Consider the following 26,180-nt stretch of genomic DNA (forward strand, 5'->3'; position numbering starts at 1 on the left):
GCCCCTCCCGGCCCGCCCGGTTCACGGAGTGTTGACAGCGCGACGCGGCATTGGACCCCGGTACAGGTTAACCGCGTTGACAGTGTCCCAGTTTACATTTTGCGCCGGTCCGGCCGCCGGGACCCCCCTGGGCACGCCCTGGAGCGTTGGCAACTGCCTGGAATTCCGAAGGGTTTACGAATTTTCAAACAGGGGGATGACAGCGCGGGGATTCGCCTCTACATTGCGGCCGTCGGATTTCACTCAAGAGGTGCTGCGCATGGCTTACGACGGCGAGCTTGTGAAGATGCAGAACGGTCGCTGGGCGCGGTTCCAGCGTTGCCAGGTGTACCGGCCGGGCGTGGCGGACGCCGGTGAGACCATGCTCCTGATCGCGGTGGAGCTGGAGGAGCGCTATCAGCAGCTGCTCGACGAGGCGGCGGATTCCCTCGCGGAGTACCGCTCCCAGGGCGTGCCCGTGCAGGTGCGGCTGGCGCCGGACGCGCAGGGCCTCACCCTGCACCCGGAGGCCCCGGCCTCCGTCGCGATGAACTAGGCCCCCTCCCCGGGGTCGCACGCTGTAAAGCCACGGGCTCCGCGCTTCACTGCGTGGGGCCCGTCGCATTTACAGCGCTGACACGGCCGGCACTCCGTCCACTTTTCAACGCGCCGCACGCGACCCGCACGGCGCGTGGATGCCGCGCTCAGTCGTGGATCTGGAAGAAGCGGGCGGCATTGTCCCGGGTGACCCGCCGGACGATGCGCTCGGACAGCTTCGCCTTGCCCAGGAGGTTCGCCGTGCGCGCGAGCCCCAGGATGTCGCCGGCGCCGTCGCCCGCGTCCGAGTCCAGCACCAGGCGCTCGCTGCCCAGCCGCCGCACCAGGGCCACCGCCCGGTCCGCCTGGAGGGCCTCCGGGTGCAGGGTGAGCCCCGCCCAGTGGCCCACCTCCAGGATGGTCCGCACGGTGCGCGCGTTGGCGTGGTCCACCAGCGCGCGCGAGGGAGCGAGCCCCGACTGGCGCAGGAGCGTGAGGATGCGCCGCGTGTGGCGCTCCTTGTCCTTGAGCGGCGTGTGCACCACCACGCGCAGCTTGAGCTGGCGGGCCAGGGCCAGCTGCTCCAGGAAGGCCTCTTCCTCCTCCTCGCCGCCCACGTGCAGCCCCGTCTCGCCCAGGGCCACCACCCGGCCGCCCTCGAAGTAGTCCGGCAGGTGGCTCAGGACTTCCGACAGCCCCCGGCGCGGGATGCAGCGCGGGTGCACGCCCAGGGCGGCCCAGGCCCGGATGCCCAGCCGCTCCAGGCGCGGCAGCTGCTTGTCCACCAGCTGGTCGAAGTGCTGGCGCAGCCCCTTGGCCGTGGGCTCCGGGAAGTGATGCGCCACCACCAGGGCCCGCTCCACGCCGAAGAAGCGCATGGACTCCAGGTCCTGGTCGGTCAGGGCCTCCGGGTGGAGGTGCGCATCGAAGAGCGGAATCGGCTCGGCCACGGGCAGTCGTTCTCCTTCGTCTTCAGTCCTGGCCCGTCGCGGCGCCCTCGTTGCGCGGGTCGCTGGAGGAATAGCGCAGGTTCGTGCGCGGATCGCTGTAGACGGCCTCCGCGTCGCCCCAGCCGTCCACCCGGCGAACCTTGTGGCCCTTCGCTTCCAGCGCGGACAGCGTCGCCGGCTCCAGGCCCCACTTGTCCACCCACAGCTCGTCCGGGAGGTACTGGTGGTGCAGCCGGCCCGTGCCCACCGCGCGCGTCATGTCCATGCCGTGGTCCACCACGTTGCTGATGGCCTGGATGACGGTGGTGGGGATGGTGGAGCCGCCGGGGCTGCCCACCGCCAGCATCACCCGCTTCGGGTCCTCCTTCGCGAACACCAGCGTGGGCGACATGGAGGACAGGGGCACCTTGCCGGCCTGGATGGCGTTGGGCTCCCCGGTGACGAGCCCGTACGCGTTGGGCACGCCCGGCTGCGCGGCGAAGTCGTCCATCTGATCATTGAGGAGCACGCCGGTGCCCCTGGCCACGACGCACGAGCCGAAGCTGTAGTTGACCGTGGTCGTCATGGCCACCGCGTTGCCGTCCTTGTCGATGACGGAGATGTGCGTGGTGTTCTTCTTCTCCGGCTCCGGCATGAGGGTCCCCGCGTCCTTGCGCAGCGTGGAGGCCGGCAGGCCCGCCGCTTGCGGCAGGAGCGACAGGCTGGGCGTGGCCTTCTTCGCGTCGATGCTCCCCGCCAGGTCCGCGATGTGGCCCGGGGAGGTCAGCCGCTCCAGCGGCACCTGCACGAAGGCCGGGTCGCCCAGGTACTTCGCGCGGTCCACGTACGCGCGCCGCACGGCCTCCACGTAGAGGTGCAGCGCCTCCGGGTCGCGGTAGGGCACGCCCTGGGGCCGCAGCTGCTGGAGCATGCCCAGCACCTGCACCACCGCCAGCCCGCCCGCGCTGGGCGGGGGCATGGTGAGGATGCGGTGGCCCCGGTAGGTGGTCTCCAGCGGCGCGGGGCTGCGCGTCTTGTACGCCGTCAGGTCCTCCTGCGTGAGCAGCCCGCCCGCGTCCTTCACCGTCTTCACCAGCGCCTGCGCCACCGGCCCTGAATAGAAGGCCTTCGCGCCGCCCTTCGCCACCCGCTCCAGCGTGCGCGCCAGGTCCGGCTGCTTGATGACGTGGCCCAGCGGCGGCACGTCCGGCGTGCCCTGCGCGTTGGGGGTGAGGAAGATGCGCGCGGCCTCCGCGTCCTGGCGCAGGCACTCCGCCCGGCCCGTGGCCATCTGCTGGTACTTGGGCGTCACCCAGAAGCCCTGCTTCGCCAGCCGGATGGCCGGGGCCAGCACCACCGCGGGCTTGAGCTTGCCGTGCTTCGCCAGCAGCTCCAGGTAGCCCGCCACCGCGCCCGGCACCGCCACGCTCAGGGCGCCGTCCGTGGACAGCCCCGGCACCAGCGCGCCGCCCTTGAGGTACATGTCGCGCGAGGCGCCCTTCGGAGCCACCTCCCGGAAGTCCAGCACCTGCGTGACAGCCGACTTCGCGTCGTGCACCAGCGCGAACCCGCCGCCGCCCACGCCGGAGTGGTACGGCCCCACCACCGCCGCCACGAACGCCGCCGCCACCGCCGCGTCCACCGCGTTGCCGCCCTTCTCCAGCATCTGGAGCGCGGCCTCGCTCGCGGGCGGATACGCCGTGGCCACCGCACCTCCCCGGTAGGGACGTGCCGCACCCGCCTGCGTCGCCACCAGCAACACCGCGAGTCCCAGCGCGCGGAACGCCTGTCGTCCCACGGCTCCCATGTGTGCTTTCACCACCTGTGGACGCCTTTCCTTGTGATTTCCGGCCGTTCCCTAATGCACCATGCACCGCGCCCGGACCAGGGTTTCAACAAGACAACATTTTTTTCCTTGGATTGTGAGGTGAAGCGGGGCAGGCTTTCTCCATGTGCAGCAACGGGCGGTGCTTATGAGTCCTCCGAACCCCGTGGAAAGCCCGGCGTCGGTTCCGACCACGGCCTCCACCCCGGCGCGGCTGACGACGTTCTACAAGCCGCGCTTCGGCATCACGGTCCAATGCAACACGTTGTGTGTGGCAGTCAGCGCCCGGCCCCCCGCGGAGGCCCCGCGATCGGGTTTGACGCCCGGACGCGGTTGACGAGTTGATCGGCGGTCCCTAATTCTCCGCCGCATATGACAGCTCTGGCGGCGGTTGTGCTGTGCGCGGGCAAGGGCACGCGGATGAAGTCGGAGAAGGCCAAGGTCCTTCACCCCATCCTCGGCCGTCCCCTCTGCGCCTATCCCTTGAAGCGGGCCCTGGAACTGGGCGCCTCGCACGTGGTGCCGGTGGTGGGACACCAGGCTTCGGAGGTGGAGAAGTCCATCCGCGCCCACTTCCCGGACGCGCCCCTGCGCTTCGCGCTCCAGAAGGAGCAGCGCGGCACCGCGGACGCGGTGAAGGCGGCCCAGGACGCGCTCAAGGGCCATGACGGCCGCGTGCTCATCCTCTACGGAGACGTGCCGCTGCTGCGCAAGGAGACGCTCCAGGCGCTGCTCTCCGCGCACGACGCGGCGGGCGGGGTGCTGGCGCTGGTGTCCACCACGCTGGAGGACCCCACCGGCTACGGCCGAGTCATCCGCGAGGGCGGCAAGGTGGCGCGCATCGTGGAGCACAAGGACTGCACCCCGGAGCAGCGCGCGGTGAAGGAGTGCAACGCGGGCATCTACTCCGTGGACGCGGCCTTCCTCTGGAAGGCGCTGGCGGAGATCAAGCCCGTCAACGCGCAGGGCGAGTACTACCTCACCGACCTGGTGGAGATGGCCGCGAAGGTGGGCCCCGTGGGCGCGGTGGACGCGGACGCCACGGAGACCGCGGGCGTGAACGACAAGGTGGAGCTGGCGGCGCGCGCCCGCGTCCTCCAGCAGCGCATCAACGAAGCCCACATGCGCGCGGGCGTGTCCATCCAGGACCCCGCCACCGCGTACATCGAAGAGGGCATCACCATTGGCACCGACACGGAAGTAGGCCCCAGCGTGTCGCTGATGGCCGGCACCGTCATCGGGAAGAACGTCACCATCGGCCAGGGCAGCGTGCTCACGGCCTCCCACGTGGCGGATGGCACCCACATCAAGCCCTACTCCGTGCTGGAGGAGGCGCGTGTGGGTGAGCGGTGCATCATCGGCCCGTTCTCCCGGCTGCGCCCCGCCACGGAGTTGGCAGAGGAAGTGCATCTGGGGAACTTCGTGGAGACGAAGAAGGCCCGCATCGGCAAGGGCAGCAAGGCCAACCACCTGACTTACCTCGGCGACGCGAACATCGGCGCCGGCTGCAACATCGGCGCGGGCACCATCACCTGTAACTATGACGGGGTGAACAAGCACCTGACGGAGCTGGGCGACGGGGTCTTCATCGGCTCGGACTCGCAGCTGGTGGCGCCCGTGAAGGTGGGGGACGGCGGGTATGTCGGCGCGGGCACCACGGTGACGAAAAATGTGCCTCCTGGGAGCCTCGCTGTGTCCCGTGCGCCACAGGTGGTGAAGGAGGGCTGGGTGGCGGCCAAGAAGGCACGGCAGGTGAAGGTGAAGGCTGGTTAGCAAGAGTGCTCGCCTGCTGTTCGGTCGGCGGGGCGGGGTTGGGCGTGTTGGGCGTGAACGGGATTCCCGTGGTTTGCTCCGGCGGCCGCGGGACGAGAAAGAGGCAGGAAGAACATGTGCGGGATTGTTGGGTACGTCGGTGACAAGGAATCTGCTCCCATCCTGGTGTCGGGCCTGAAGAAGCTCGAGTACCGGGGCTATGACTCCGCGGGTGTCGCGGTGGTCGGTGGCAACCAGCTCAACGTGGTGCGCGCCACGGGCAAGCTGCGCAACCTGGAGAACCGCGTGGTGCAGGACCTGCCGAAGGGCACCACCGGCATCGGCCACACGCGCTGGGCGACGCACGGCCGTCCCTCCGACGAGAACGCCCACCCGCACACGTACAAGAACGTGGCGGTGGTGCACAACGGCATCATCGAGAACCACCTGGCGCTCAAGGCGGAGCTGCGCGCGCGCGGCCACGTCTTCTCCTCGGAGACGGACTCGGAAGTCTTCGCGCACCTCATCTCCGCGGAGGTGGAGCGCGGCGTGGACCTGCCGGACGCCGTCCGCACGGCCATCCGCCAGGTGAAGGGCACCTACGGCCTGGTGGTGGTGTGCTCCAACGACCCGGGCCGCATCGTGTGCACGAAGGACGCGTCGCCCATGGTGCTGGGCCTGGGCCAGGGCCAGAACTTCATCGCCAGCGACGTGCCGGCGCTGCTCGAGCACACGCGTGACTTCGTCTACATGGAGGAGGGCGACCTCGCCGTCGTCACCGCCGCCAAGGTCGACATCTTCAACCGCGACGGGAAGCTGGTGAACCGCCCCACGCGCCGCATCGACTGGACGCCGATGATGGCGGAGAAGGGCGGCTACAAGCACTTCATGCACAAGGAGATCCACGAGCAGCCCCGCGCCATCGCGGACACGCTGCGCGGCCGGATGCTCCTCACGGAAGGCGACGTCCACTTCGAGACCTGGAACCTCACGCAGGAGCAGGTCCAGACCTTCACCAAGGTCACCATCCTGGCCTGCGGCACGTCCTGGCACTCGGGCGTGGCCGGCAAGCACATGATCGAGTCGCTGGCGCGGCTGCCGGTGGAAGTGGAGCTCGCCAGCGAGTTCCGCTACCGCGACCCCATCGTGGAGAAGAGCCACCTGGTCATCGCCATCAGCCAGTCCGGTGAGACGGCGGACACGCTCGCGGCCTTCAAGGAGGCGAAGCGGCTGGGCGCGCACACCATGGCCATCTGCAACGTCATCGGCAGCGCGATGACGCGCGAGGCGAACCTGCACGTCCTCACGAACGCGGGCCCGGAGATTGGCGTCGCGTCCACCAAGGCGTTCACCACGCAGCTGGTGACGCTGTACCTGCTGGCGGTGAAGCTGGGCCGCATGCGCGGCACGCTGTCCGTGGAGGGCGCGCAGGAGCACCTGACGCACCTGACCCAGGTGCCGAAGATGATTGAGGACGTCCTCAAGTGCGAGCCGCAGGTGAAGCGCGTCGCGCGCGAGTTCATGAACGCGCAGGACTTCCTCTTCCTCGGCCGCGGCCCCATGCACCCGGTGGCGCTGGAGGGCGCGCTCAAGCTGAAGGAGATTTCGTACATCCACGCGGAGGGCTACGCGGGCGGTGAGATGAAGCACGGCCCCATCGCGCTCATCGACGAGAAGATGCCCGTCGTGGTCATCGCGCCGAAGCAGCCGCACATCGCCTACGAGAAGATCATCGGCAACATCGAGGAGGTCCGCGCGCGCGGCGGCAAGGTCATCGCCATCCTCGACGAGGACGACAACCAGGCGGACAGCCTGGCCGACCACGTCATCCGCATCCCCGCCGCCTGCGCGCTGCTCGCGCCGGTGGTGGCCACCATCCCGCTCCAGCTGCTCGCGTACCACGTGGCGGAGATGCGCGGGAACGACGTGGACCAGCCCCGCAACCTGGCCAAGAGCGTGACCGTCGAGTAGCGCTTCACGGCTTCCACGCCTGAGACGACAGAGCCCGGACTCCCCGCACAGGGGGCCCGGGCTTCTTCGTTTCCGCTACGGCTCTTCCGCCAGCTCCAGGAGCACCTCCAGGTCGGCCGCGGCGTCCAGCGACTCCAAGAGCTCCAGGTTCTCCACCACCTCCCGGTCCTCGGCGGTGAGCGGGGGCTCCGCCCGGCGGGTATCGGACGGCGGGGGCCGGGCCTCCGGGGAGACGGGCTCCACGGGGGCGGGGGCTTCCTTCGGTGGCGCGGGCCGCTGGGCAAGGGCGGGCACGCCCGCGGCGAGCGCGAACAGCAGCAGCCAGGCGGGGGCGGGCCTCACGGGTTGCGCCGCCTCTCGCGCAGCCGCCGGCGAGCCTCCTGTCGCTCTTCCGGGGACATCTGCCGCCAGCGGCGCATGTTCTCCAGCATCTGCTCGCGGCGCTCCGGGTGTTCCTTGAGATAGGCGCGCACCCGCTCGCGCAGCTCCACGCGGCGCTCCGGGGTGAGGCCGCGCAGCTCGCGCACCTGCTCACGCACCGCCCGCCGCTCCTGGGGCGACAGCTTCTGGAAGTCGCGCAGGTTGCGCTTCAGCCGCTCGCGCTCCTCCGGGGGCAGCTGCCGCCAGCGCTGGAGGTTCGCGCGCACGCGGGCCTGGTCCTCGGGGGACATCGCCTTGAACTCGCGCAGCTTCGCGCGGAGGGCTTCCTTCTGCTCCGGCGGGAGCTTCTCGAAGCGCTCCGCGGCGGTGGGCGCGGGAGCGTTGGCCGCGCGGGCGGGCACGCCCACCCCGAGCACCAGCGCCACGGCCAGCACCCCGGCGGTCATCCTCCCCAGCATCACGGCACCCCCAGTTCGTGGAGGCTCTCGACGACCTCCAGGTCTTCGGAGCTGTCCAGCCCCAGCACTTCGTAGTCCTCGACCAGCTCCAGGTTCGCCGCCACCTCCAGCGCGCCCGGGTCCCACTCCTCCAGCGCGGGCGCCTCCACGCGCGAGCGTCCGGCCACGAGCAGCGTCAGCACCGCCAGGCTCGCCAGGCCGGCCAGGCCCGCGGAGGGCACCAGCACGCCGGGCTTCAAGAGGTGCGCGAACCGCTCGCGCCAGGTGGGCGGCAGCGCGTCCACCCGCGCCAGCACTTCGCGCCGCGCGGAAGGGGACGGCGTGAAGTCCGGCAGCTCCGCCATCCGCGCCACCGTGAGGCGCAGCAGCCTCTCCGTCCCCTGGCATTGCGCGCAGGTGCCCAGGTGGGCCTCCACGCGCGCGCGGTGCGGGGGCGCAAGCTCCCCGTCCACCCAGGCCGTCAGGTCTTCCTCGAACGCACAGCTCATGCCCGACTCCTCGCGGGCACGGTGCCCGCCTGCAACGCTTCAAGCCTGCGCGCCACCGCCAGGGTGGCCCGGTGGATGAGGCTCTTCACGGCGGCCTCGCTCGCCTCCAGCGCCTCGGCGATGTCCCGGTACGCCATGCCCTCGAAGCGGCACATGGTGAACGCGGCGCGCTCGCGGTCGCTCAGGTCCTTCAACGCCAGGCCCACCGCCGCCTCCAGCTCGCGGCCGCTCAGCGCCTGGTCGGGCCGGTCTCCGTCGGGCCCTGGCATCCGCATCGCTCCCGCGTCGTCCTCCGCCGGGCCCTGCGCCGTGAGGCGCGCCACGCGGTACTCGCCGCGCCGCAGCTCGTTGAGGCAGTGGTTCGTCGCCACCCGGAAGAGGAAGGTCTTGAACTTCGCCGTGGGCTTGTAGGCGCGAGCGTGCCGGTAGAGCTTCACGAAGATGTCCTGCGTGAGCTCCTCCGCCCGCGCCGCGTCCCCCACGAAGCGGTACGCGAAGCGCGCCACGCTCGCGTGGTGCCGGTCGAAGAGCCAGGCGAAGGCCTGCTGGTCGCCCGCCGCCACCTTCAGCATCGCCTGCGTGTCCGGGTCCCAATCCATCCGTGAGGCGGCAAACCCCGTTGCCCTTTGGAAGTTGCGGGCCCTGCCCACTTTGAACCCCAAGCCGCGCCCCGGTTACAGTTTCGCCACCGTGTCCGATGCTTTCCGCCCACGTTCGCGCACACCCTCCCCCCACCCTGGAGGGGAGGTGGAGCCCCCAGCGGACCTGGCGCCCTGGGAGGCCCCGGCGCAGGGCGGCACACCCACCCCGCCCACGGACTCGCCGCTGCCCATGTTCCTCCTGGCGCAGCAGGCCCGGCGCGCGGAAGGGGACGAACAGAAGCGGCTGGCCTGGAACCTCAACCAGCTCCTGGCGGAGCTGGGGGCGCAGGGCGGGGGCCGGACGGAGGCGGACGCCTTCCACCGGCTCCTGGAGGGGGGCAACCTGGACGGGCTGGTGGACGCGGACGGGCGCTCCTGCCGCGCCACGGCGGTGGAGTCGCTCTTGGCGCTGGGCTTCCCCTACGCCCTGGAGGTGCGCCCGGAGGACCTGGAGCACCTGAAGAACGCCCCCGCCCCGGGTACGCGGCTGGCGCCGCCTCCGGGGGGCCCCTTCCCGGCGCTCGCGGTGGGGCTGGGCGCGCTGGCCCTCCAGGTGGTGCTGGGGCTGGCGGGCCTCATCGTGCCTGGTGGGCTGCTCATCCTGCAGGGGCTCTTGACCCTGCTGTCCCTGACCCTGCTGACGGTTGCCTCCGTGGGCTCTCCCCTGTATCGCGGAGCCCTGGCGCTGCTGACGGTGGTGTCCGGGGTCGGGTTGGGGATGGTGCTGGTGCCGGACGTTCCGGCGGGTTGGGCGGCTGGATTGGGCGGGCTGGTGGCCGCCTTCCTGGCTGCCCTGCGCAAGAGCTGACCGCCAGGACCCGAAACGGATGTCAGAGGGGTGGACTAGGGTCTACCCATCGCGTACTAAAAGCGCGTTCAGGTGGACCGGGGTGGTCCACTCTTCCAAGGAGCGACGAGAAATGGCCGTGAATCAGGAGAAGGAAAAGGCGATCGAGTTGGCGCTGGCCGCGGTGGAGCGCCAGTTCGGCAAGGGGTCCATCATGCGGCTCGGCAACGACGAGCCCATGATGAAGGACGTCCAGGCCATTTCGACGGGGTCCACTTCGCTCGACATCGCCCTGGGCGTGGGCGGCGTGCCGCGCGGGCGCATCATTGAAATCTTCGGGCCGGAGTCCTCCGGCAAGACGACACTGTGCCTCCACATCGTCGCGGAGGCGCAGAAGAAGGGCGGCGTGTGCGGCTACATCGACGCCGAGCACGCGATGGACGTGGGCTACGCGCGCAAGCTGGGCGTGCGCACCGACGACCTGCTCCTGTCCCAGCCGGACACCGGTGAGCAGGGCCTCGAAATCGCGGAGATGCTCGTGCGCTCCGGCGCCATCGACGTGCTGGTGGTGGACTCGGTGGCCGCGCTCGTGCCGAAGGCGGAACTCGAGGGTGAGATGGGTGACGCGCACATGGGCGTGCAGGCGCGCCTCATGAGCCAGGCCCTGCGCAAGCTCACGGGCACCATCTCCAAGAGCCAGACGTGCGTCATCTTCATCAACCAGATCCGCATGAAGATTGGCGTGATGTTCGGCAACCCGGAGACCACCACGGGCGGCAACGCGCTGAAGTTCTACGCGTCGCAGCGCATGGACATCCGCCGCGTGGGCGCCATCAAGAACGGCGAGAACGTGGTGGGCAGCCGCACCCGCGTGAAGGTCGTGAAGAACAAGGTCGCGCCTCCCTTCAAGGAGGTGGAGTTCGACATCATGTACGGCGCGGGCATCTCGAAGGAGGGCGACCTCATCGACCTCGCGTCCAACGAGAACATCATCGAGAAGAGCGGCAGCTGGTTCTCCTTCAAGGGAGAGCGCATCGGCCAGGGCCGGGAGAACGCGAAGGAGTACCTGCGCGAGCACCCGGAGACCTACAAGGAGGTCGAGAGCCTGGTGCTGGAGAAGTACGGCATCGGCAAGGCGCCGGGCGCGGCGGCTCCGGCGGCCGAGGCCAGCGAGCCCGCGGAAGGCGAGAAGCGCCCGCGCGTGAAGGCCGTGAAGTAGTCACGCACGGGTCGTGAGCATGCAACCGCCGCGCACCTCCGGGGGGAGCGGCGCGGCGGGTGAAGTAGAGAGAGGGGCCGGTCTCCAGCGATGGGGCCGGCCCCTTTTTCTTCGCCGTGAGAGGGATTGGACGCGTGACGCGCGCCGTCATCACCGGGCTGTCGCCGGGATGTTTCGTGTGGAGGGAGGAGGGCCTCTAGACTGCGCGGCCTGGAAGCTCCTTCACCCCCGCTTCCCGCTGGAGTCCATCGCCTTGTTCAACCCCTTCAAACGCCGCACGTTCCTGCAAGCCGTGGTTGCTGTCGCGGCGACGACGACCTTTGGATGCTCCGACGACGCCGAGACGCCGGAGGCTTCGGCTGGCTCGCCCTACTTCCCGCAGTCGCTGGCGTCGGGGGACCCGCGTCCGGACAGCGTGGTGTTGTGGGTGCGCGTGGAGGACACGGCCCGCGCCGGGCAGGACCTGCCCCTGCGGCTGGAGGTCTCCACGACGGAGGACTTCAAGGCGCTGGTGCTGGACAAGACGGACCTGACGGCGCGCGCGGAGAACGACCACGCGGTGAAGGTGAAGGTCACCGGGCTGTCCGCGCGCACGACGTACTACTACCGCTTCAGCTACGAGAAGGACGGCCAGCGGAACACCACGCGCGTCGGGCGCACGCGCACCGCGCCGGCGGCGGGGGACGACGTGCCGGTGAAGTTCGTCTTCGCCAGCTGCCAGGACTTCATTGGCCGCTACTACAACGCCTGGCAGCGGCTGTTGCAGCTGGACGCGGACCTGGACTTCGTCGTGTTCCTGGGCGACTACGTCTACGAGACGACGGGCGACACGTCCTTCCAGTCCGACGGCGGCGGCCGGGCCGTGCGCTTCAGCGCGCCGGAAGAAGCGCTCTCGCAGGGCACGGGTGTCACCGCGTTCCTCGCGGCGAACTCGCTGTCCAACTACCGCGACCTCTACAAGAACGTCCGCACCGACAGGCAGCTGCAGGCGGTGCATGAGCGCTACCCGTTCATCATCGTCTGGGACGACCACGAGTTCTCCGACGACTGCTGGCAGGACGTGGCCACGTACGAGGACGGCAAGCGGGACGAGACGCAGCGGGACCGCAAGCTCAACGCGGAGCAGGCCTTCCTGGAGTACATCCCGCTGGACACGGCGCAGACGTCCGAGGGCGCCATCGACGTGGCCCAGGAGCCGCGCTTCCCCAACTCGCGCATCTACCGCGACTTCGAGTACGGCCGGCACCTGAAGCTGCTGGTGACGGACTACCGCAGCTACCGGCCGGACCACCTCATCCCCGAGGACGCCTACCCGGGCGGCGTGGTGCTGGACCAGACGCTGCTGGCCCTGGGGCTCAAGGACCAGCCGGACGCGGTGAAGGCGACGTTCCAGACGGACACGTTCGCGTACGTGGACATCGACGACCCGGCGTACGCGTCCCAGAAGCAGGTGCTCCAGGGCGTGTACGTGAGCCAGGCGAAGGCCGCGGGCCTCACGGACGCGGAGGCCACGCAGAAGGCCGGCAAGTGGGTGGCGGGCCCGGTGGCGCTCTACTACGTGAACCAGGTGCTGGCGGCGGTGAACAAGTCGCTGGTGATTGCGCCTGGGGACAAGCCCCGGGGCCTGGCGTACGCGCACATGGGCAAGGCGGCGCTCTTCAACATCCAGGGCTCGCGCTACGTGGTGGTGAAGGACACCTTCGACCTGTACGCGGGCGTGAAGTACGCGCTGTCCGGCGGCACGAGCGAGGACGTGTTCGGCAAGAACCAGGAGGAGTGGTTCCAGCAGACCCTCACCACGGCGCAGAACACCTGGAAGATGGTGGTGAGCTCCACGTCGCTGTCCGCGCTCATCTGGGACTTCCGGCAGCAGGCGGACATCAGCGACCCGACGCTGCGCCAGCGCTTCTACTTCAGCGTGGACCAGTGGGACGGCTTCCCCACGAAGAAGCGGGTGATGCTCAACACGCTCAAGGCGCAGGGCGTGCAGAACACGCTGTTCCTCTCCGGGGACATCCACGCGTCGTTCGCGTCGGTGGAGGAGGGCGTGCCCACGCTGACGGCGCCGGCCATCACCTCCGGCTCCATCAAGAGCCTGGCCAGCCTGGCGCTGATTGGCGCGGGCTACGCCACGGGCGCGCCGGTGTACCAGCACGCCGTCACGGAGATGGAGCAGACGCTCATGAAGTCCAACACGGGCCTGCGCTTCGCGGACGCGGACTCGCACGGCTTCGTGATGATGGAGGTGAAGGCGGACGAGACGCTCGCCACCTTCCACCTCATCCCCGCCGCCGAGGTGGCCAAGGACTACTCCAAGCGCGCGGACAGCGAGCTGGAGGCGAAGTTCACCACGCGCACCTTCCGCGTGAAGAACAGCGACATCCAGCCGGCCTGAGCCGGACGGGCGTGACTTGAGGCGAAGGGCCGCGTGGGGGGAACCCCGCGCGGCCCTTTTTCATGCCCCATGGCTTTTTGTTTTTACTTGTTTGTGCTGTTTTCCTTGGAGAGGACTCCCATTGAGGGAGGCCGGACCGGACACCGGGAAGGAGCACATCGTGGGCGCGCGCAAGGGATGGCAGGGACTGCTGGGGGCGGGGCTGCTTGCCGCCGTGGGGGTGGCGGAGGCGGCGCCCTGGCGCAGCGTGCTGTACCCGTCGACATGGACGCCGGGGTACTCGCAGCCGGGCAACCCGTCGCGGTTCCTGCATGACTTCTCCTACGCGGGGTACCGGATGCGGCAGGCGGAGCCGCCGGTGCGGATGGACCGGGTGCTGGACGTGACGCAGGCGCCGTACTTCGCGGACAACACGGGCGCGTCGGACGTGACGGCGGTGTTGCAGCAGGCGCTCGACGACGCGGGGGCGGTGGCGGGGGGCGGGGTGGTGTACCTGCCCCGGGGCACGTACCGGGTGGCGCCGCCCGCGGGCAAGCCGTACGCGCTGCTCATCCGGTACAGCAACGTGGTGCTGCGCGGGCAGGGCGCCACGTCCACGTTCCTCTACAACTCCGCCACGGACATGCGCAGCAAGCGCGTGGTGCAGGTGGGCCCGCGCGACACGACGGTGTCCTGGACGTCGGCTTCGACGGCGTCGGTGGCGCTGACGCAGGACGCGCCCAACCAGGCGACGCGCATCCAGGTGGCGAGTGTCACGGGCTACACCGTGGGCACATGGGTGGTGGTGCGGGCGGACCTGACGGCCACGCGCAGCGGGGAGTTCAACATGGGCACGACGTGGACGTCGCTGCCCGGGCCCTCGTTCTACCGGCAGGTGGTGGCGGTGGACGCGGCCACGCGGATGCTGACGCTGGACATCCCGCTGCGCCAGGGGCTGCTGATGCGCGACAACGCGCGGGTGTACCGCGTGCCCGCGCACCTGTCGGAGGTGGGCGTGGAGCACCTGGCCATCGGCATGCGGGAGAACCCCACGCCGGGCCTGGCCGAGGAGGACTACACGGTGCAGGGCACGGGCGCGTACCAGGTGCACGAGTCCACGGCGCTCTTGATGAACCACGTGGTGGACGGGTGGATCCGCGGCGTCAATTCCTACCGGCCCCCGTCCAACACGCAGGACGTGCACGTGCAGTCCAATGGCATCGACCTGAACTACGCGCGCAACGTCACGGTGGAGGGGTGTGAAATCGACAAACCCCAGTACAAGGGCGGGGGCGGAAACGGGTACCTGTATTCGATTCGGGGCAGCGACAGCCTGGTGAAGGACAGCGTGGCGTACGGCGGGCGGCACAACTTCGACTTCCGCTCCATGCACACCACCGGCAACGTGCTGTTCAACAACCGCGTGTCCAACGGCGAGAAGGTGTCCGACTTCCACATGCACCTGAGCGCGGCGAACCTGGTGGACAACACCACGCTGTACCAGGAGCGCTTCGAGGCGGCGGACCGCTCGCCCTACGGGACGACGAGCCACGGCGTGACGACGACGGAGAGCGTCTTCTGGAACACCAACGGGGCGAAGCCGCCGGCGTATGGGGGCACCAGCATGGTGCGCTCGCAGCAGTACGGGCAGGGGTATGTGATTGGGATGCGCGGCAGCGCGACGGGCGTGGACGTGTCCGTGACGACGAAGACGGCCCCGGCGGACTTCGGGGAGGTGGCCACGTCCGGGAACGAGCTGGTGCCGCAGTCGCTCTACGTGGACCAGACGCAGAAGCGGCTGGGACGCGCGGTGGAGCACGACGCGAGGGCGCTGGTGTACCAGGCGGAGAACCTGAAGCCGACGAGCACCCCGGACCCGTCGTCCACCGGCGTGGAGGCCGGGCCGGAGCTGGGCGGGGTGCGCTACCACAACACGAACGCGGTGGGGGCGAAGGTGACGTACACGCTCTATCCGCGCACGGTGGGCACGTTCGCGGTGCGGGTGCGGACCAAGCGCAACAACGGGCGCGGGCAGTACCGGCTGGACGTGAACGGGGTGGCGGTCGGCGGGACGCGGGACGAGTACTCGGCCACCACGCAGTACGTGGAAGCGGAGCTGGGGACGGTGACGTTCACGGACCTGGAGCCCCAGGCGTTCACGTTCACGACTGTTGGCAAGAACGCGTCGAGCACGGGCTACAACGTCGCGTTGGACGTCATCCGTCTGGTGCGGCAGTAGGGGAGCGGCGCGTCTCTGGGAGGCGCGAGCGGACCGGGGTATAGACGGGCGCCATGCACGTCTATGCCGCCGCGTTGGCCCAGGAGCTGGGCATCAAGCCGGAGCAGGTGGACCGGACCCTCGCGCTTCATGAGGAGGGAGGCACCGTCCCCTTCATCGCGCGCTACCGCAAGGAGGCCACGGGAGGCCTGGACGAGGTTCAAATCCAGGCCATCCTGGACCGGGCCACGGAGCGTGCGGAGCTGGACGGGCGGCGCGACACCATCCTGCGCAGCATCGAGGAGCAGGGGAAGCTGACGCCGGAGCTGCGGAAGGCGCTCCAGGCGGCGCGCACGCGCGCGGAGCTGGAGGACCTGTACCTGCCGTACAAGCCCAAGCGCCGCACGCGCGCGGCCATCGCCCGGGAGAAGGGGCTGGAGCCGCTGGCGGACCTGGTGTGGAAGCAGGAGGGCCAGCGCGGGGAGAACCTGGACGCGCGCGTGAAGCCCTACGTGAACGCGGACAAGGGCGTGGAGGACGTGGCCCAGGCGCTGGCGGGCGCGCGCGACATCTGCGCGGAGCGGGTGGCGGAGGACGCCCGGCTGCGCCGTGAGGCCCGCGACCTGTGCACGAAGCGGGGCACGCTGCGCTCGGACGTGGTGCCCGCGAAGAAGGGCGAGACGACGAAGTTCGAGAACTACTACGGCCACGAGGAGCCGCTGTCCCAGGCCCCATCCCACCGCGTGCTGGCGCTCCTGCGCGGCGAGGAGGAGGGCGTGCTGAAGGTGAAGCTGGGCCTGCCGGACGACGAGGTGAAGGGGCTCTTCACCGGGCGCGTGGTGACGCGGCCGCAGTCGCTGTTCGCGGGGGAGCTGCGCGCGGCGGTGGAGGACGGCTGGGACCGGCTGATGGGGCCGTCGCTGGAGTCGGAGCTGCGCGCGGAGCTGAAGGAGCGCGCGGACAAGGGCGCCATCGGGGTGTTTGGGGAGAACCTGCGGCACCTGCTGTTGGCGGCGCCGGCGGGGGCTCGGGCGGTGCTGGCGCTGGACCCGGGGCTGCGCACGGGCATCAAGCTGGTGATGCTGGATGCGACGGGGACGGTGGTGGAGACGACGACGCTCTACTCGGAGCGGAGCGCGGAGGAACGGGCGCGCGCGGCGAAGCTGCTGGAGGCGGTGGTGCGCAAGCACAAGCCGGAGCTGATCGCCGTGGGCAACGGCACGGGCAGCCGGGAGGCGGAGCTCTTCACCCGGGACACGCTGAAGGCGATGGGCGTGCAGGTCCCCGTGGTGTCGGTGAGCGAGCAGGGTGCCTCCATCTATTCGGCGTCGGAGGTGGCGCGCGAGGAGTTCCCGGAGCTGGACGTGTCGCTGCGCGGGGCGGTGTCGATTGGCCGGCGCTTGCAGGACCCGCTGGCGGAGCTGGTGAAGATCGACCCGAAGAGCATCGGGGTGGGGCAGTACCAGCACGACGTGGACCAGGGCCTCTTGAAGAAGAAGCTGGGCGAGGTGGTGGACTCGTGCGTGAACGCGGTGGGCGTGGACGTGAACACGGCGTCACCACAACTGCTGGAGCACGTGTCGGGCGTGGGGCCGTCACTGGCGAAGAAGCTGGTGGCGCACCGGGCGGCGAAGGGGCGCTTCACGACGCGGCGGGAGCTCTTGAAGGTCAGCGGCCTGGGGCCGAAGACGTTCGAGCAGGCCGCGGGCTTCCTGCGCGTGCGAGGGCCGGAGCCGCTGGATTCGAGTGCGGTGCACCCGGAGCGCTACACGGTGGTGGAGCGCATGGCGAAGGACCTGGGCGTGGACGTGGCGTCGCTGGTGGGGAACGCGGCGCTGGTGCGCAAGATTGAGGCGAAGCGCTACCTGGGGCCGGAGCTGGGGGAGCTGACGCTGAAGGACATCCTGGCGGAGCTGGAGAAGCCGAGCCGCGACCCGCGCGGTGACTTCACGGCGCACGCGACGCGGGATGACCTGCGGTCGCTGGAGGACGTGAAGGAGGGGATGGTGTTGCAGGGCGTGGTGACGAACGTGACGGCGTTCGGAGCGTTCGTGGACGTGGGCGTGCATCAGGACGGCCTGGTGCACGTGTCGCAGCTCGCCGCGCGCTTCATCAAGGATCCGTCGGAGGTGGCCAAGGTGGGCGACCGGCTGACGGTGAAGGTCCTGTCCGTGGACCTGGCGCGCAAGCGTCTGGCGTTGTCCGTGCGGGCGGTGCTGGAGGGCGGGGCTCCGCAGCCGTCGGGGAGGCCCGCGCCGGCTGCGAAGCCCGCCAGCGCACCCGTGCAGCAGCGGCCCGCGCAGAAGCCGGTGAATCAGGCTCCGGCGCAGCCGAAGAAGCCGGAGCCGTTCAACAATCCGTTCTCGAAGCTGAAGCGCTGAAAGCCAATTGGGGTAAGGGCTCGCGGAAACAGGCGCTGATGCCCAAAGCAAGATGCGGAGGCCCCAGGTAGAGGGCCTCGCGCTGCTCCCATCGCGCTGTTCTTCGATTTGCATTTTTGATCGTGATTTGCGCGAGTCCGATTGCCCGAGTGGACCGGTTTCGCCATTCAAGGGGTGAGTGTGGACTGTGCGCGGGTGGACACTGTCCCCCCGGGTGGTGTAGGTCTTCGCGCCCATTACAGACGTAAACCAAGCTGTCGGTTCTTCGATGGTTGATGGGTTTGGGGAGCAGGACGTGACGTTAGGGGATGCTTTGAATTGCCGCTGGGCCCTGCTGTTGATGACCCTCTTGGTCGCGCTTTCGCCTGTGCATGAAGCAAGCGCGGCCTGCTATCCGGATGGAGCAACCGCGGCCTGTAATATCGGAGTCTGCAAAGGTACACAGTCCTGCGATGGATATTGGGGACCCTGTGTGCCCACGGGTGAATCAACAGTCGCCTGTTCGGTCTGCGGACGCCCGGGAACTGTGGTGTGTTCCGAGGAAGGTCGCACGATTCCTGGAACGTGCTCCGCCTATCTCGACCATGAAGAGTGCAATGGTTGTGATGACGATGGCGATGGATTGATTGATGAGGACATCCCCCCACGCAATCCCTACTACGTGCCATGTGATCTCCAGGGAAACGGCTGCTTTGGCGATACGCGATGTGTCGCGGGTGTTTGGGCCTGTGTGGTCAGACCCAACCAATACCTGAGCTGCTCGGATCAATGTGGTGGGACGGCCCGCAAACAGTGCCGAGCGGACGGAAGCGCGGGCGTCTGCACGCGAACGACTTCTGCTCCCGAGGCTTGCAATGGCTGCGACGATGATGGCGACGGTGTCGTCGACAATGCTCCGGGAGGCGGCACCCGCTCCCTGACGCGGACTTGCGTGGGACAGAGCGGCGAATGCCCCGGGTCTATTGAAACATGCGGAACCAATGGCTGGTCGGGGATCTGCAACGCGCCTCAAGAGGCCTGCAATGGCTTCGATGATGACTGCGATGGTTCTATCGATGAAGCCGATGTCTGCCGGATGGATGCCGCGACATGCACTTGTACGCCCACGACCTGCGCGGCCCAGGGAAAGACGTGCGGAAGCATCCCGGACGGCTGCGGCGAGACCTTGAACTGCGGCAGCTGCGGTCCCAATCAGACGTGCACCCAGAATACGTGCGTACAGAGCTGCACGCCTACGACGTGTGCGGCCATGGGCGCTACCTGCGGCACGATTTCAGATGGCTGCACTGGAACGCTGGACTGTGGCACGTGCCTCGGCGGCCTGGAGTGCGTGAACCGCTTCTGTGCCGAGCCGTGTCCCGCGACTGAAGTCCGATGCTGTGACAACAGCTGCTCGGTGCGTCGAAAGTGCATCGTCTCCTACTGTCCTCCCCAGTCCTAGACATTGAGCCAGAGCAAGGAAGCAGCCTCCTGGATATCAAATTTGAAGGGCAGAACATGACTCGCGCGGTGTGGATGAGGATGCTGGGAAGCCTGCTGCTGGGGTTGGTAGCGGCGTGCGGTGTTTCAACAGACGGAGTGGATCCGGTTCCGTCATTGATTCAGGCAAACGAACAAAAGCTCGACAACAGTCCGCTGGTCGTCCCACCGGACACGGTCCTGGCGACTGAGCGGACGCCTACAGGCGTTGTCGCAGGTCAGGTCAAAACCTCCTTTGATGTCAGTCCGAATGGCGAGGCGCTTTACGACGTTCCATTGTGGGTGCCTCCGGGACGTGCGGGAATGGCGCCGGCCCTTTCGCTGGCCTATCGCAGCCGCGGCGGAAACGGGCTGCTTGGCATGGGCTGGAATCTCACCGGCCTATCTGAAATCACCCGATGCCGTAAGACATTCGCCCAGGACCAGATGACTGCGCCCATCCGCTTCACGGCAGATGACGCACTCTGTCTGGATGGGCAGCGTTTGGTGGCAATCGGGCCTACCTCCGGCGCCACCATCGAGTACCGGACCGAGGTGGAGTCATTCGCCAAGGTCATTGCACACGACGTCGTTGGTGGGACGCCCTCCTGGTTCGAGGTGTTCCGCAAGGACGGCCGGATCTTCTCTTACGGACAGTTCCCGGCGTCGAATTCCCAATACCGGGGCTCCCGGGTCTCGCTGACCGCGAACTCTGTCACTGGACAGGTGAGTCAGTCATACGAAAGCTCTACTGCGATCCTGAGCTGGGCTCTGTCGCGTGTCAGTGACCGGGCCGGAAACTACTTCCAGGTCTACTATACGCTCACGGGTACGCCGGAGAGTGGCTACGAGCAGTTGCCAGAACGCATTGAATATACCGGGCATGTCAGCGACACGCAGGGGAGCCTGCGCCGCCGTGCGGTTTTCTTCGAGTACGAGACGACCGCCCGGCCCGATCCGGAACTCCGCTATGTCAGTGGATTGAAGCTCGTGTCTACGAAGCGTCTGCACCGTATCCTCATGTACGGTCCTGGTCTCGGCTCGACAGCTACGACGCGCGATGACGAACTGCTGAGGAGCTACGAATTCGTTTATCGCAACGACAGCATTACTCGGCGCAGCCTCCTGCGGCGGATCTTTGAGTGTGATGGGGAAGAGGCCTGCCGAGAGCCACTGGAGTTCGACTACGACTCAGGGTTCGATTGCAGCGCCAGCCAGACCAATGACTGTGAGGATCCGGTCGTCCAGTTTCATGATTTCAAGAAGATGACAGCCTTCGAGGTCATGAGCGGCGGCATGGGTGGATATTCCATCATTCAAGACATGAAGTGGCCCGGACAGGGGGTTGCCAACGGAGCGCCAGTCGAGGGGATCCAGGACTTCTGGACGCTGGAGACCCTGGACGTCAACGGCGATGGGCGTGATGACCTGCTCTATCGCCGCAATGATGACGCGGAGGTCTACGGCAGCACCCGGATTGTCGGGGATGGGACTTGGTACTACCGGCTCGCGTCCCTGGATCCGTCGGTCTTCAGCGAGCCCAGGCTCGCAGGCCTTCCCAAGTCGAAGATGGGGAACAGTGACGACGATCTCCGCATCGTGGACATGGATGGGGATGGCGTTCCAGAAATCCTGGCCCTTCAACACGCGGACGGTCCTGCCGGGCAGGATGGCTACTTCCAGTTGTATAAGTTCGATGGTCTGAAATACCAGCCGGCCAACATCCAGGCCAATGAGACATTTCAGTTCTGGTATAATCCGACTGCTCCCCCCAACGTAGCAGGGCGCTTTCCGGTCATGCATGTAGCTGACTTGAATGGCGACGGACTCCCGGAGTTGTTTCGATCCACGCAGCAGCCCCAGCCCAATGCCTGGGGTTTCCGGATGAATCTGGGTGGTTTGGTCTTGTCGGACTACCAGCAGTTGGAAATGAAGTCCGGTATTGACTACTCGGGTTACGCCGTGGATGTGGACGGCGATGGCAGCACCGAGGTCCTGGTTCGAAAGGGCCATGTGATCGATGGCGGGCCGTCGCCTCAGGACAATTTCTCTGCGCAATATCTCGCGGTAGGCGTGGCAATGGGAGGAAGCCAGCGTATTGCTACGACGACGCTCTCCGGGCTTCCAGCCTCGCTGACCCCGAACCGCAGCAGGGTCTACCACTATGATCGCATCTGGTTCGTGGACATCAATGGCGACGGGTTACCAGATGCGGTCAGCGCGCGGCGGGACCGCGACATGGATGGGGGCGAGAATTTCCCAGGAAACCTGCGCATTGCGATCAACACAGGCAATGGTTTCCTTCCCCCCCAGGTTCAGCAGTTGCCGGCAAATCAGCAGATCAGTCCCTCGTGGTTGAGCAACAACGGGCGTGGTCTGGATCCGGGCGTCCGTATCCTCGACTTCGATCACGACGGCCGGCAGGACATGCTGTTGACCGACTCAGGCGAGAATAACGGGTATGGTTCCACTGGCATCCGCGCGCACCAGTGGGTCCTCCTGGGCCGGGACGATCATTTCGAGGCCCGTGAGCTGGAAGTCGTCGTTGGCCAGGTGGCGGGTGGACCGACCACCAATAGCCCGTATGGCTTCGGCCAACGCTTTTCTCGGCTCTTTGATGTCAATGGAGACGGCTTCCAAGACCTCATCCAAGTTGAACCTGACCCGAGCGTTCCGCCGGGGACGGGTGAACACCTGCCCCTTCTGAAGGTTTATGTCCGCCAGGGGCGGCTTCCGGACGTCATGACCGGAAGCAGGGAGGGGAAATCAGGGCGGCAGGTTCGGGTGCGCTATCAGCACCAACTGGAGCGTCCCGCTGTTGTGGGGCAGCCTCCCGTTTACACTCCTGGTACCTGCCTTGCTCCGCAGCAGTGCATTCGAAACGGCCAGTGGATGGTGGTGGAGGCGGGAGTCGAAGATGGAACTGGCACCGGCCATTTCAACAACACCTTCTACTCCTATGAGTCCAGTCGAACGGACTTGCAAGGGCGCGGCTGGCTTGGGTTCGCCAAGCGGACGAGCGTCAGTGCGTCCACGGGCGCAAGGACGACAACAACCTACGATAATCAGACCCGTACCGGGACGCTGTACCTGCATGCCGGACTTCCACAGACAGAAACATTCGAGATCACACTTGCCAATGGTGTGAAGCACATCAAGGAGAAGATCTATCGGTACACGGTCAAGAACAGTCCTGAAGGTCGTCCCTACGTCTTCGCGCATCAGATTGTAGAGACCTACCTTGAAGGGCTGGGGAATGATCCGCCCATCACCAAGCGGCATGTCCAGACGACCGCGCTCGATGATTACGGCAATCTAAAAGACACGCAGCAAGTGGATCATGAGCTCTCAGCTGGGGTGCCTACGGGGCGCACCTGGCGAGATGGCACCTTTGTCCCGACCATCGACAACAACGTCTCTGCCTGGCTCCTGGGACAGGCACGCGAAGTGAGGGTGACGAGCGTCGCTGTCGATGGAACGAGTGTGACGCGCACCACGACGCATGACTACGACCCCGTGACGGGCTTCTTGGTCCGGACCATTTCCGAGCCGGGAGGAGGCGCGGACTTCGAGCTCAAGACCGACTACAAGCCGGATGCATTCGGCCTGATTGAGCGGGTGACACGAACCAGCCAGAACTCGATCCGGGTGGAGTCCCAGATATTCGACCCCTTGGAGCACCTCTTCGTCTCCACGTCCTACAACGCAGCGAACCACCGCACCCGCTTCGCCCATCACCCGGGCCTGGGGGTGACTGCGATTGCCGAGGATCCGAACGGCTTGGTGACCCGCTTTCGCTACGACGGTTTTGGCCGGCTGCGCGCGACGCTGCCGGTCACGGGAGCCAGCAAGACACTGCAGTATGGCGCGGCCTCGTCCGGCTTGATGCAGATCACGGCCAGCGTCGCGGGGGGACAGCAGGTTGTCACGACATTCGACAACCACGGACGCGAAGTCCGTCAAGAGAGTCGTGGATTCGACGGAACCGTTCTCCGCGTGACGTCGGTGTATGACAGTCTGGGAAGGCGGACCTTGGTTTCCCGTCCTTGGAGAGGTAGCGGGCCCCAGGTGTTTACGGAAACAACGTACGATCTGTTGGATCGTCCCTTGTCCGTCGAGACGCCAGAGGGAACAACCGTCACGTATGTATATGACAACCTGACGACAAAGGTCACTGACGAGCGCGCGAACCGGACCTTGTCTCGCCGTGACGGGCATGGACAGCTGGTCTTCACCAGCTCCTTCATGGACGATGGGCGGGAGCTACCGACCACCTACGAGTATGGTCCCTTTGGCGTGCTGAAGCGTGTGTTCAACAGCAAGGGCCATGTCATCGACGTCCAGCATGATCGGTTGGGCCGTAAAACCCAGGTCACGGACCCGGATACCGGTGTCACGATCAATCACTTCAATGCTTTCGGCGAAATCCGGCGCGAGCAGGATGGCAGCGGAAAGGTCACGACCTTCGATGAGTACGATGGCCTGGGACGGAACACGAAGCTGACGACGTCGGACGGTGTCACCCAGTTCATCTGGGACACCTCGATGAAGGGCGCGCTCGGCAGTTCGGTCAGCCCGGATGGCGTCACCCTCACGCACTGGTACAACGCGCTCGGCCAGTTGTCCGAGAGCGACTGGAGCATCAATGGGACGACCTACCGTCTCAACCGGACGTATGACTCGACGGGTCGCCTTGCCACGCTGAGCTATCCGGAAGTGGCCGGACAACGGCTCGTCCTGCGCCATGGCTACACCGCCCAGGGGCATCTCAAGGAGGTGCGGGATGATGTCACCCAGCACGTCTATTGGACGGCACAGAGCCAGAACGATTTCGGGCAACTGACGGCGGAGCGGTTGGGAAACGGCATCCTCTCCCAGCGGCGTTATGACTCCCGCGGCCGGCTGCGCTTCATCGACTCCAGGGTCAGCGACCCTCAGTCACCGTTCAACGGCCAGGTCCGGCAAGGGCTGTCCTACGCGTGGGACGTCGAGGGGAACCTCAAGAGCCGGAGCGACCTGCTTGCTCAGACGACCGAGGACTTCGAATACGACGCGTTGGACCGGCTGACGAAGTGGGCCAGCTTCCAGAACTGCCGCCGCTCGGTGCTGGAGTACCGCTACGACGACCTTGGCAACCTGCTGGAGCGGCGGGTCCTCGAGGGAAGTGGCACTGCGACGAACAGCATCTACCCCACCGGGGCGGTCCGGCCCCACGCGGTGACGCAGACGCAGGCAGGCGCCTACACCTATGGGGACAATGGCAACCAGCTGACCGGGCCTGGTCGCGTGGTGAGCTATACGGCTTTCGACCTGCCGTCCCGGATCACCGGAGGTGGGCGTGAAGTCAGCTTCAAGTACGACGCAACCCAGGCCCGCACGGTCAAGACCAGCACCCTGAGCGGCACGACGACCTACGTTGGAGGGCTGTACGAAAAGCGGCAGGCCAACGGGGCGACGGTGCATGTCTTCAACATCACTGGCGGCGAGCGGGTCGTGGCCCAGCTCTTCTGGGAGGAGTCGAGCGGCGCGGTGACGTCCGAGCAGCCGCTGTATCTGCTGAGCGACCATCTGGGTTCGACGGAGACCGTGACGAACCTGGCCGCCAACGTGGTGGAGCGCCAGAAGTTCGAGCCGTTCGGTGGGCGCCGCCAGCCGTACGCCCTTCCCATCGCGACTTCCATTGCCTCGGGGAATGTCCGGATTGGCTTCACGTCCCACGAGACCGACGACGAGTTCGGTCTGGTGAACATGAGAGGGCGCATCTATGACCCAGAGACCGCGCGGTTCATCACGCCGGATCCCTTCGTGCAGTTCCCACAGGAGGGACAGGCCTTCAACCGCTACGCGTATGTGCTGAACAATCCGCTGCGGTGGACGGATCCGACAGGGTTCGAGGCGGACGACCTCCCTGACGCGGGAAGCGTCACCATCGACGTCATCGGGCCGGCCCAACCCGCCCCCGCGCTCGCGGCTGGGGCCGGTGCGGCGGAGTGGACGGGAGCCCCCGCCCCCGTGGTGCTCTCCGCGGATCAGAACGGCACCTCGTCCTATGAGGCCCGGCATAAGTCGATGGTCATCCAGCAGCGCGGAAACATCGTCATGCAGGACCTGCGTGCGGGCCGCGCGCCGAGGACGGTGAGGGAGGGAATCTTCACCGATTACGAGCTGGAGGTCGCACGTCGGGAACTCGTGATGGATGGCGTTCGGTATCTCGTGAAGGAAGGCCTGATCTACATGGCCTTGAACCTCGTGACAGACGGTGCTGCTGGTCTCGTGAGACAGTCCTTGCGTGGCCCCGTCTCGGACCTCTCATGGGCCCTGGAGAAAGAACTCCTCAAGGATGGTGCTGAGTTCGCCGCTGACATTGCGATTGCTGCGCCCGTGTTGAAGCGTGAAGTTGATCTGCTTGCAGCGTATGCCAAGAACGTCCCTGCGTCACATGGTGGCTTTTTCAATGTTGTGACCCACGCCAGTCCGGAGTCTGCTTCGGTTATTACCGGGTGGAAGATGGTAGACGACGAACTCGTGCCGATCTGGCAAGAGAGAAGTCATCGCCAGTTGGCGAAGCTCATTGAAACTTCGGAAGGATATTCCGGAGGTCCCGTGAGGCTCATTGCCTGCTACGCAGGTGCAGCTGAGAACGGGTTGGCGCAAAACCTGGCGAACAAGCTTGGCGTGGACGTGTTTGCCGCGACTGGCGAAGTCAAGGTGACGTCTCATGGAGCCTACTGGGTAGAGGACGGCATCTGGCGTATATTCCATCCAGGTAAGTATTGAGGCGA

Annotated in this window: 15 protein-coding genes; 9 read left to right on the forward strand and 6 right to left on the reverse strand. The window is 67.1% G+C overall.

Annotated elements, in window-relative coordinates:
• Window positions 1-259: 259 nt before the first annotated feature.
• Window positions 260-535, forward strand: coding sequence for a hypothetical protein (locus NR792_RS33585; RefSeq protein ID WP_375756791.1), 276 nt, complete (start codon window positions 260-262; stop codon window positions 533-535).
• Between the two features lie 148 nt (window positions 536-683).
• On the opposite strand, the gene NR792_RS33590 is transcribed toward NR792_RS33585, so the two are convergent.
• Entirely contained in the window at window positions 684-1,466 is a 783-nt protein-coding gene (locus NR792_RS33590; RefSeq protein ID WP_375756792.1) for a TatD family hydrolase, read from the reverse strand.
• A gap of 22 nt (window positions 1,467-1,488) precedes the next feature.
• Window positions 1,489-3,252 (reverse strand): gamma-glutamyltransferase, encoded by a 1,764-nt coding sequence (gene ggt / locus NR792_RS33595; RefSeq protein ID WP_375756793.1) that lies wholly within the window; start codon window positions 3,250-3,252, stop codon window positions 1,489-1,491.
• 390 nt (window positions 3,253-3,642) lie between these two features.
• Here ggt and glmU point away from each other — a divergent pair, with 390 nt between their 5' ends.
• Window positions 3,643-5,043 carry a bifunctional UDP-N-acetylglucosamine diphosphorylase/glucosamine-1-phosphate N-acetyltransferase GlmU gene (gene glmU / locus NR792_RS33600; RefSeq protein WP_375756794.1) on the forward strand — a complete coding sequence of 467 codons (1,401 nt, stop codon included), beginning with the start codon at window positions 3,643-3,645 and terminating at the stop codon, window positions 5,041-5,043.
• Between the two features lie 114 nt (window positions 5,044-5,157).
• A complete protein-coding gene (gene glmS, locus NR792_RS33605) occupies window positions 5,158-6,993 on the forward strand; it encodes a glutamine--fructose-6-phosphate transaminase (isomerizing) (RefSeq protein ID WP_375756795.1) in 1,836 nt (611 codons plus the stop codon).
• 75 nt (window positions 6,994-7,068) lie between these two features.
• Here glmS and NR792_RS33610 read toward each other — a convergent pair whose 3' ends face one another.
• From NR792_RS33610 to NR792_RS33625, 4 genes are read right to left on the reverse strand one after another with little or no spacing between them, the layout of a single operon-like run.
• Window positions 7,069-7,335: a hypothetical protein gene (locus NR792_RS33610; RefSeq protein ID WP_375756796.1), complete on the reverse strand. Its 267-nt coding sequence runs from the start codon at window positions 7,333-7,335 to the stop codon at window positions 7,069-7,071.
• Window positions 7,332-7,832: a DUF3106 domain-containing protein gene (locus NR792_RS33615; protein WP_375756797.1), complete on the reverse strand. Its 501-nt coding sequence runs from the start codon at window positions 7,830-7,832 to the stop codon at window positions 7,332-7,334. Before NR792_RS33615 ends, NR792_RS33610 begins: the two co-directional genes overlap by 4 nt.
• On the reverse strand, window positions 7,832-8,320 hold the full coding sequence (locus tag NR792_RS33620) for an anti-sigma factor family protein (protein ID WP_375756798.1): 489 nt from the start codon (window positions 8,318-8,320) through the stop codon (window positions 7,832-7,834). Before NR792_RS33620 ends, NR792_RS33615 begins: the two co-directional genes overlap by 1 nt.
• On the reverse strand, window positions 8,317-8,919 hold the full coding sequence (locus NR792_RS33625; RefSeq protein WP_375756799.1) for an RNA polymerase sigma factor: 603 nt from the start codon (window positions 8,917-8,919) through the stop codon (window positions 8,317-8,319). The genes NR792_RS33620 and NR792_RS33625 overlap by 4 nt, the downstream gene beginning before the upstream one ends.
• Before the next feature lie 148 nt (window positions 8,920-9,067).
• Here NR792_RS33625 and NR792_RS33630 point away from each other — a divergent pair, with 148 nt between their 5' ends.
• The 6 genes from NR792_RS33630 (at window position 9,068) to NR792_RS33655 (ending at window position 26,175) form a co-directional block, all read left to right on the forward strand.
• On the forward strand, window positions 9,068-9,769 hold the full coding sequence (locus NR792_RS33630) for a hypothetical protein (protein ID WP_375756800.1): 702 nt from the start codon (window positions 9,068-9,070) through the stop codon (window positions 9,767-9,769).
• A gap of 112 nt (window positions 9,770-9,881) precedes the next feature.
• Window positions 9,882-10,967 (forward strand): recombinase RecA, encoded by a 1,086-nt coding sequence (recA, locus tag NR792_RS33635; RefSeq protein WP_375756801.1) that lies wholly within the window; start codon window positions 9,882-9,884, stop codon window positions 10,965-10,967.
• Window positions 10,968-11,136: 169 nt separating this feature from the next.
• Window positions 11,137-13,362, forward strand: coding sequence for an alkaline phosphatase D family protein (locus NR792_RS33640; RefSeq protein ID WP_375756802.1), 2,226 nt, complete (start codon window positions 11,137-11,139; stop codon window positions 13,360-13,362).
• Between the two features lie 160 nt (window positions 13,363-13,522).
• A complete protein-coding gene (locus tag NR792_RS33645; RefSeq protein ID WP_375756803.1) occupies window positions 13,523-15,580 on the forward strand; it encodes a glycosyl hydrolase family 28-related protein in 2,058 nt (685 codons plus the stop codon).
• A 53-nt stretch (window positions 15,581-15,633) separates the two neighbouring features.
• Window positions 15,634-17,940, forward strand: a complete 2,307-nt coding sequence (locus NR792_RS33650) for a Tex family protein (protein WP_375756804.1) — start codon at window positions 15,634-15,636, stop codon at window positions 17,938-17,940.
• A gap of 1,497 nt (window positions 17,941-19,437) precedes the next feature.
• Window positions 19,438-26,175 (forward strand): RHS repeat-associated core domain-containing protein, encoded by a 6,738-nt coding sequence (locus NR792_RS33655; protein ID WP_375756805.1) that lies wholly within the window; start codon window positions 19,438-19,440, stop codon window positions 26,173-26,175.
• Window positions 26,176-26,180 lie beyond the last annotated feature (5 nt).

The sequence above is a fragment of the Corallococcus exercitus genome (genome assembly GCF_042231735.1).
Taxonomy (GTDB): domain Bacteria; phylum Myxococcota; class Myxococcia; order Myxococcales; family Myxococcaceae; genus Corallococcus; species Corallococcus exercitus_B.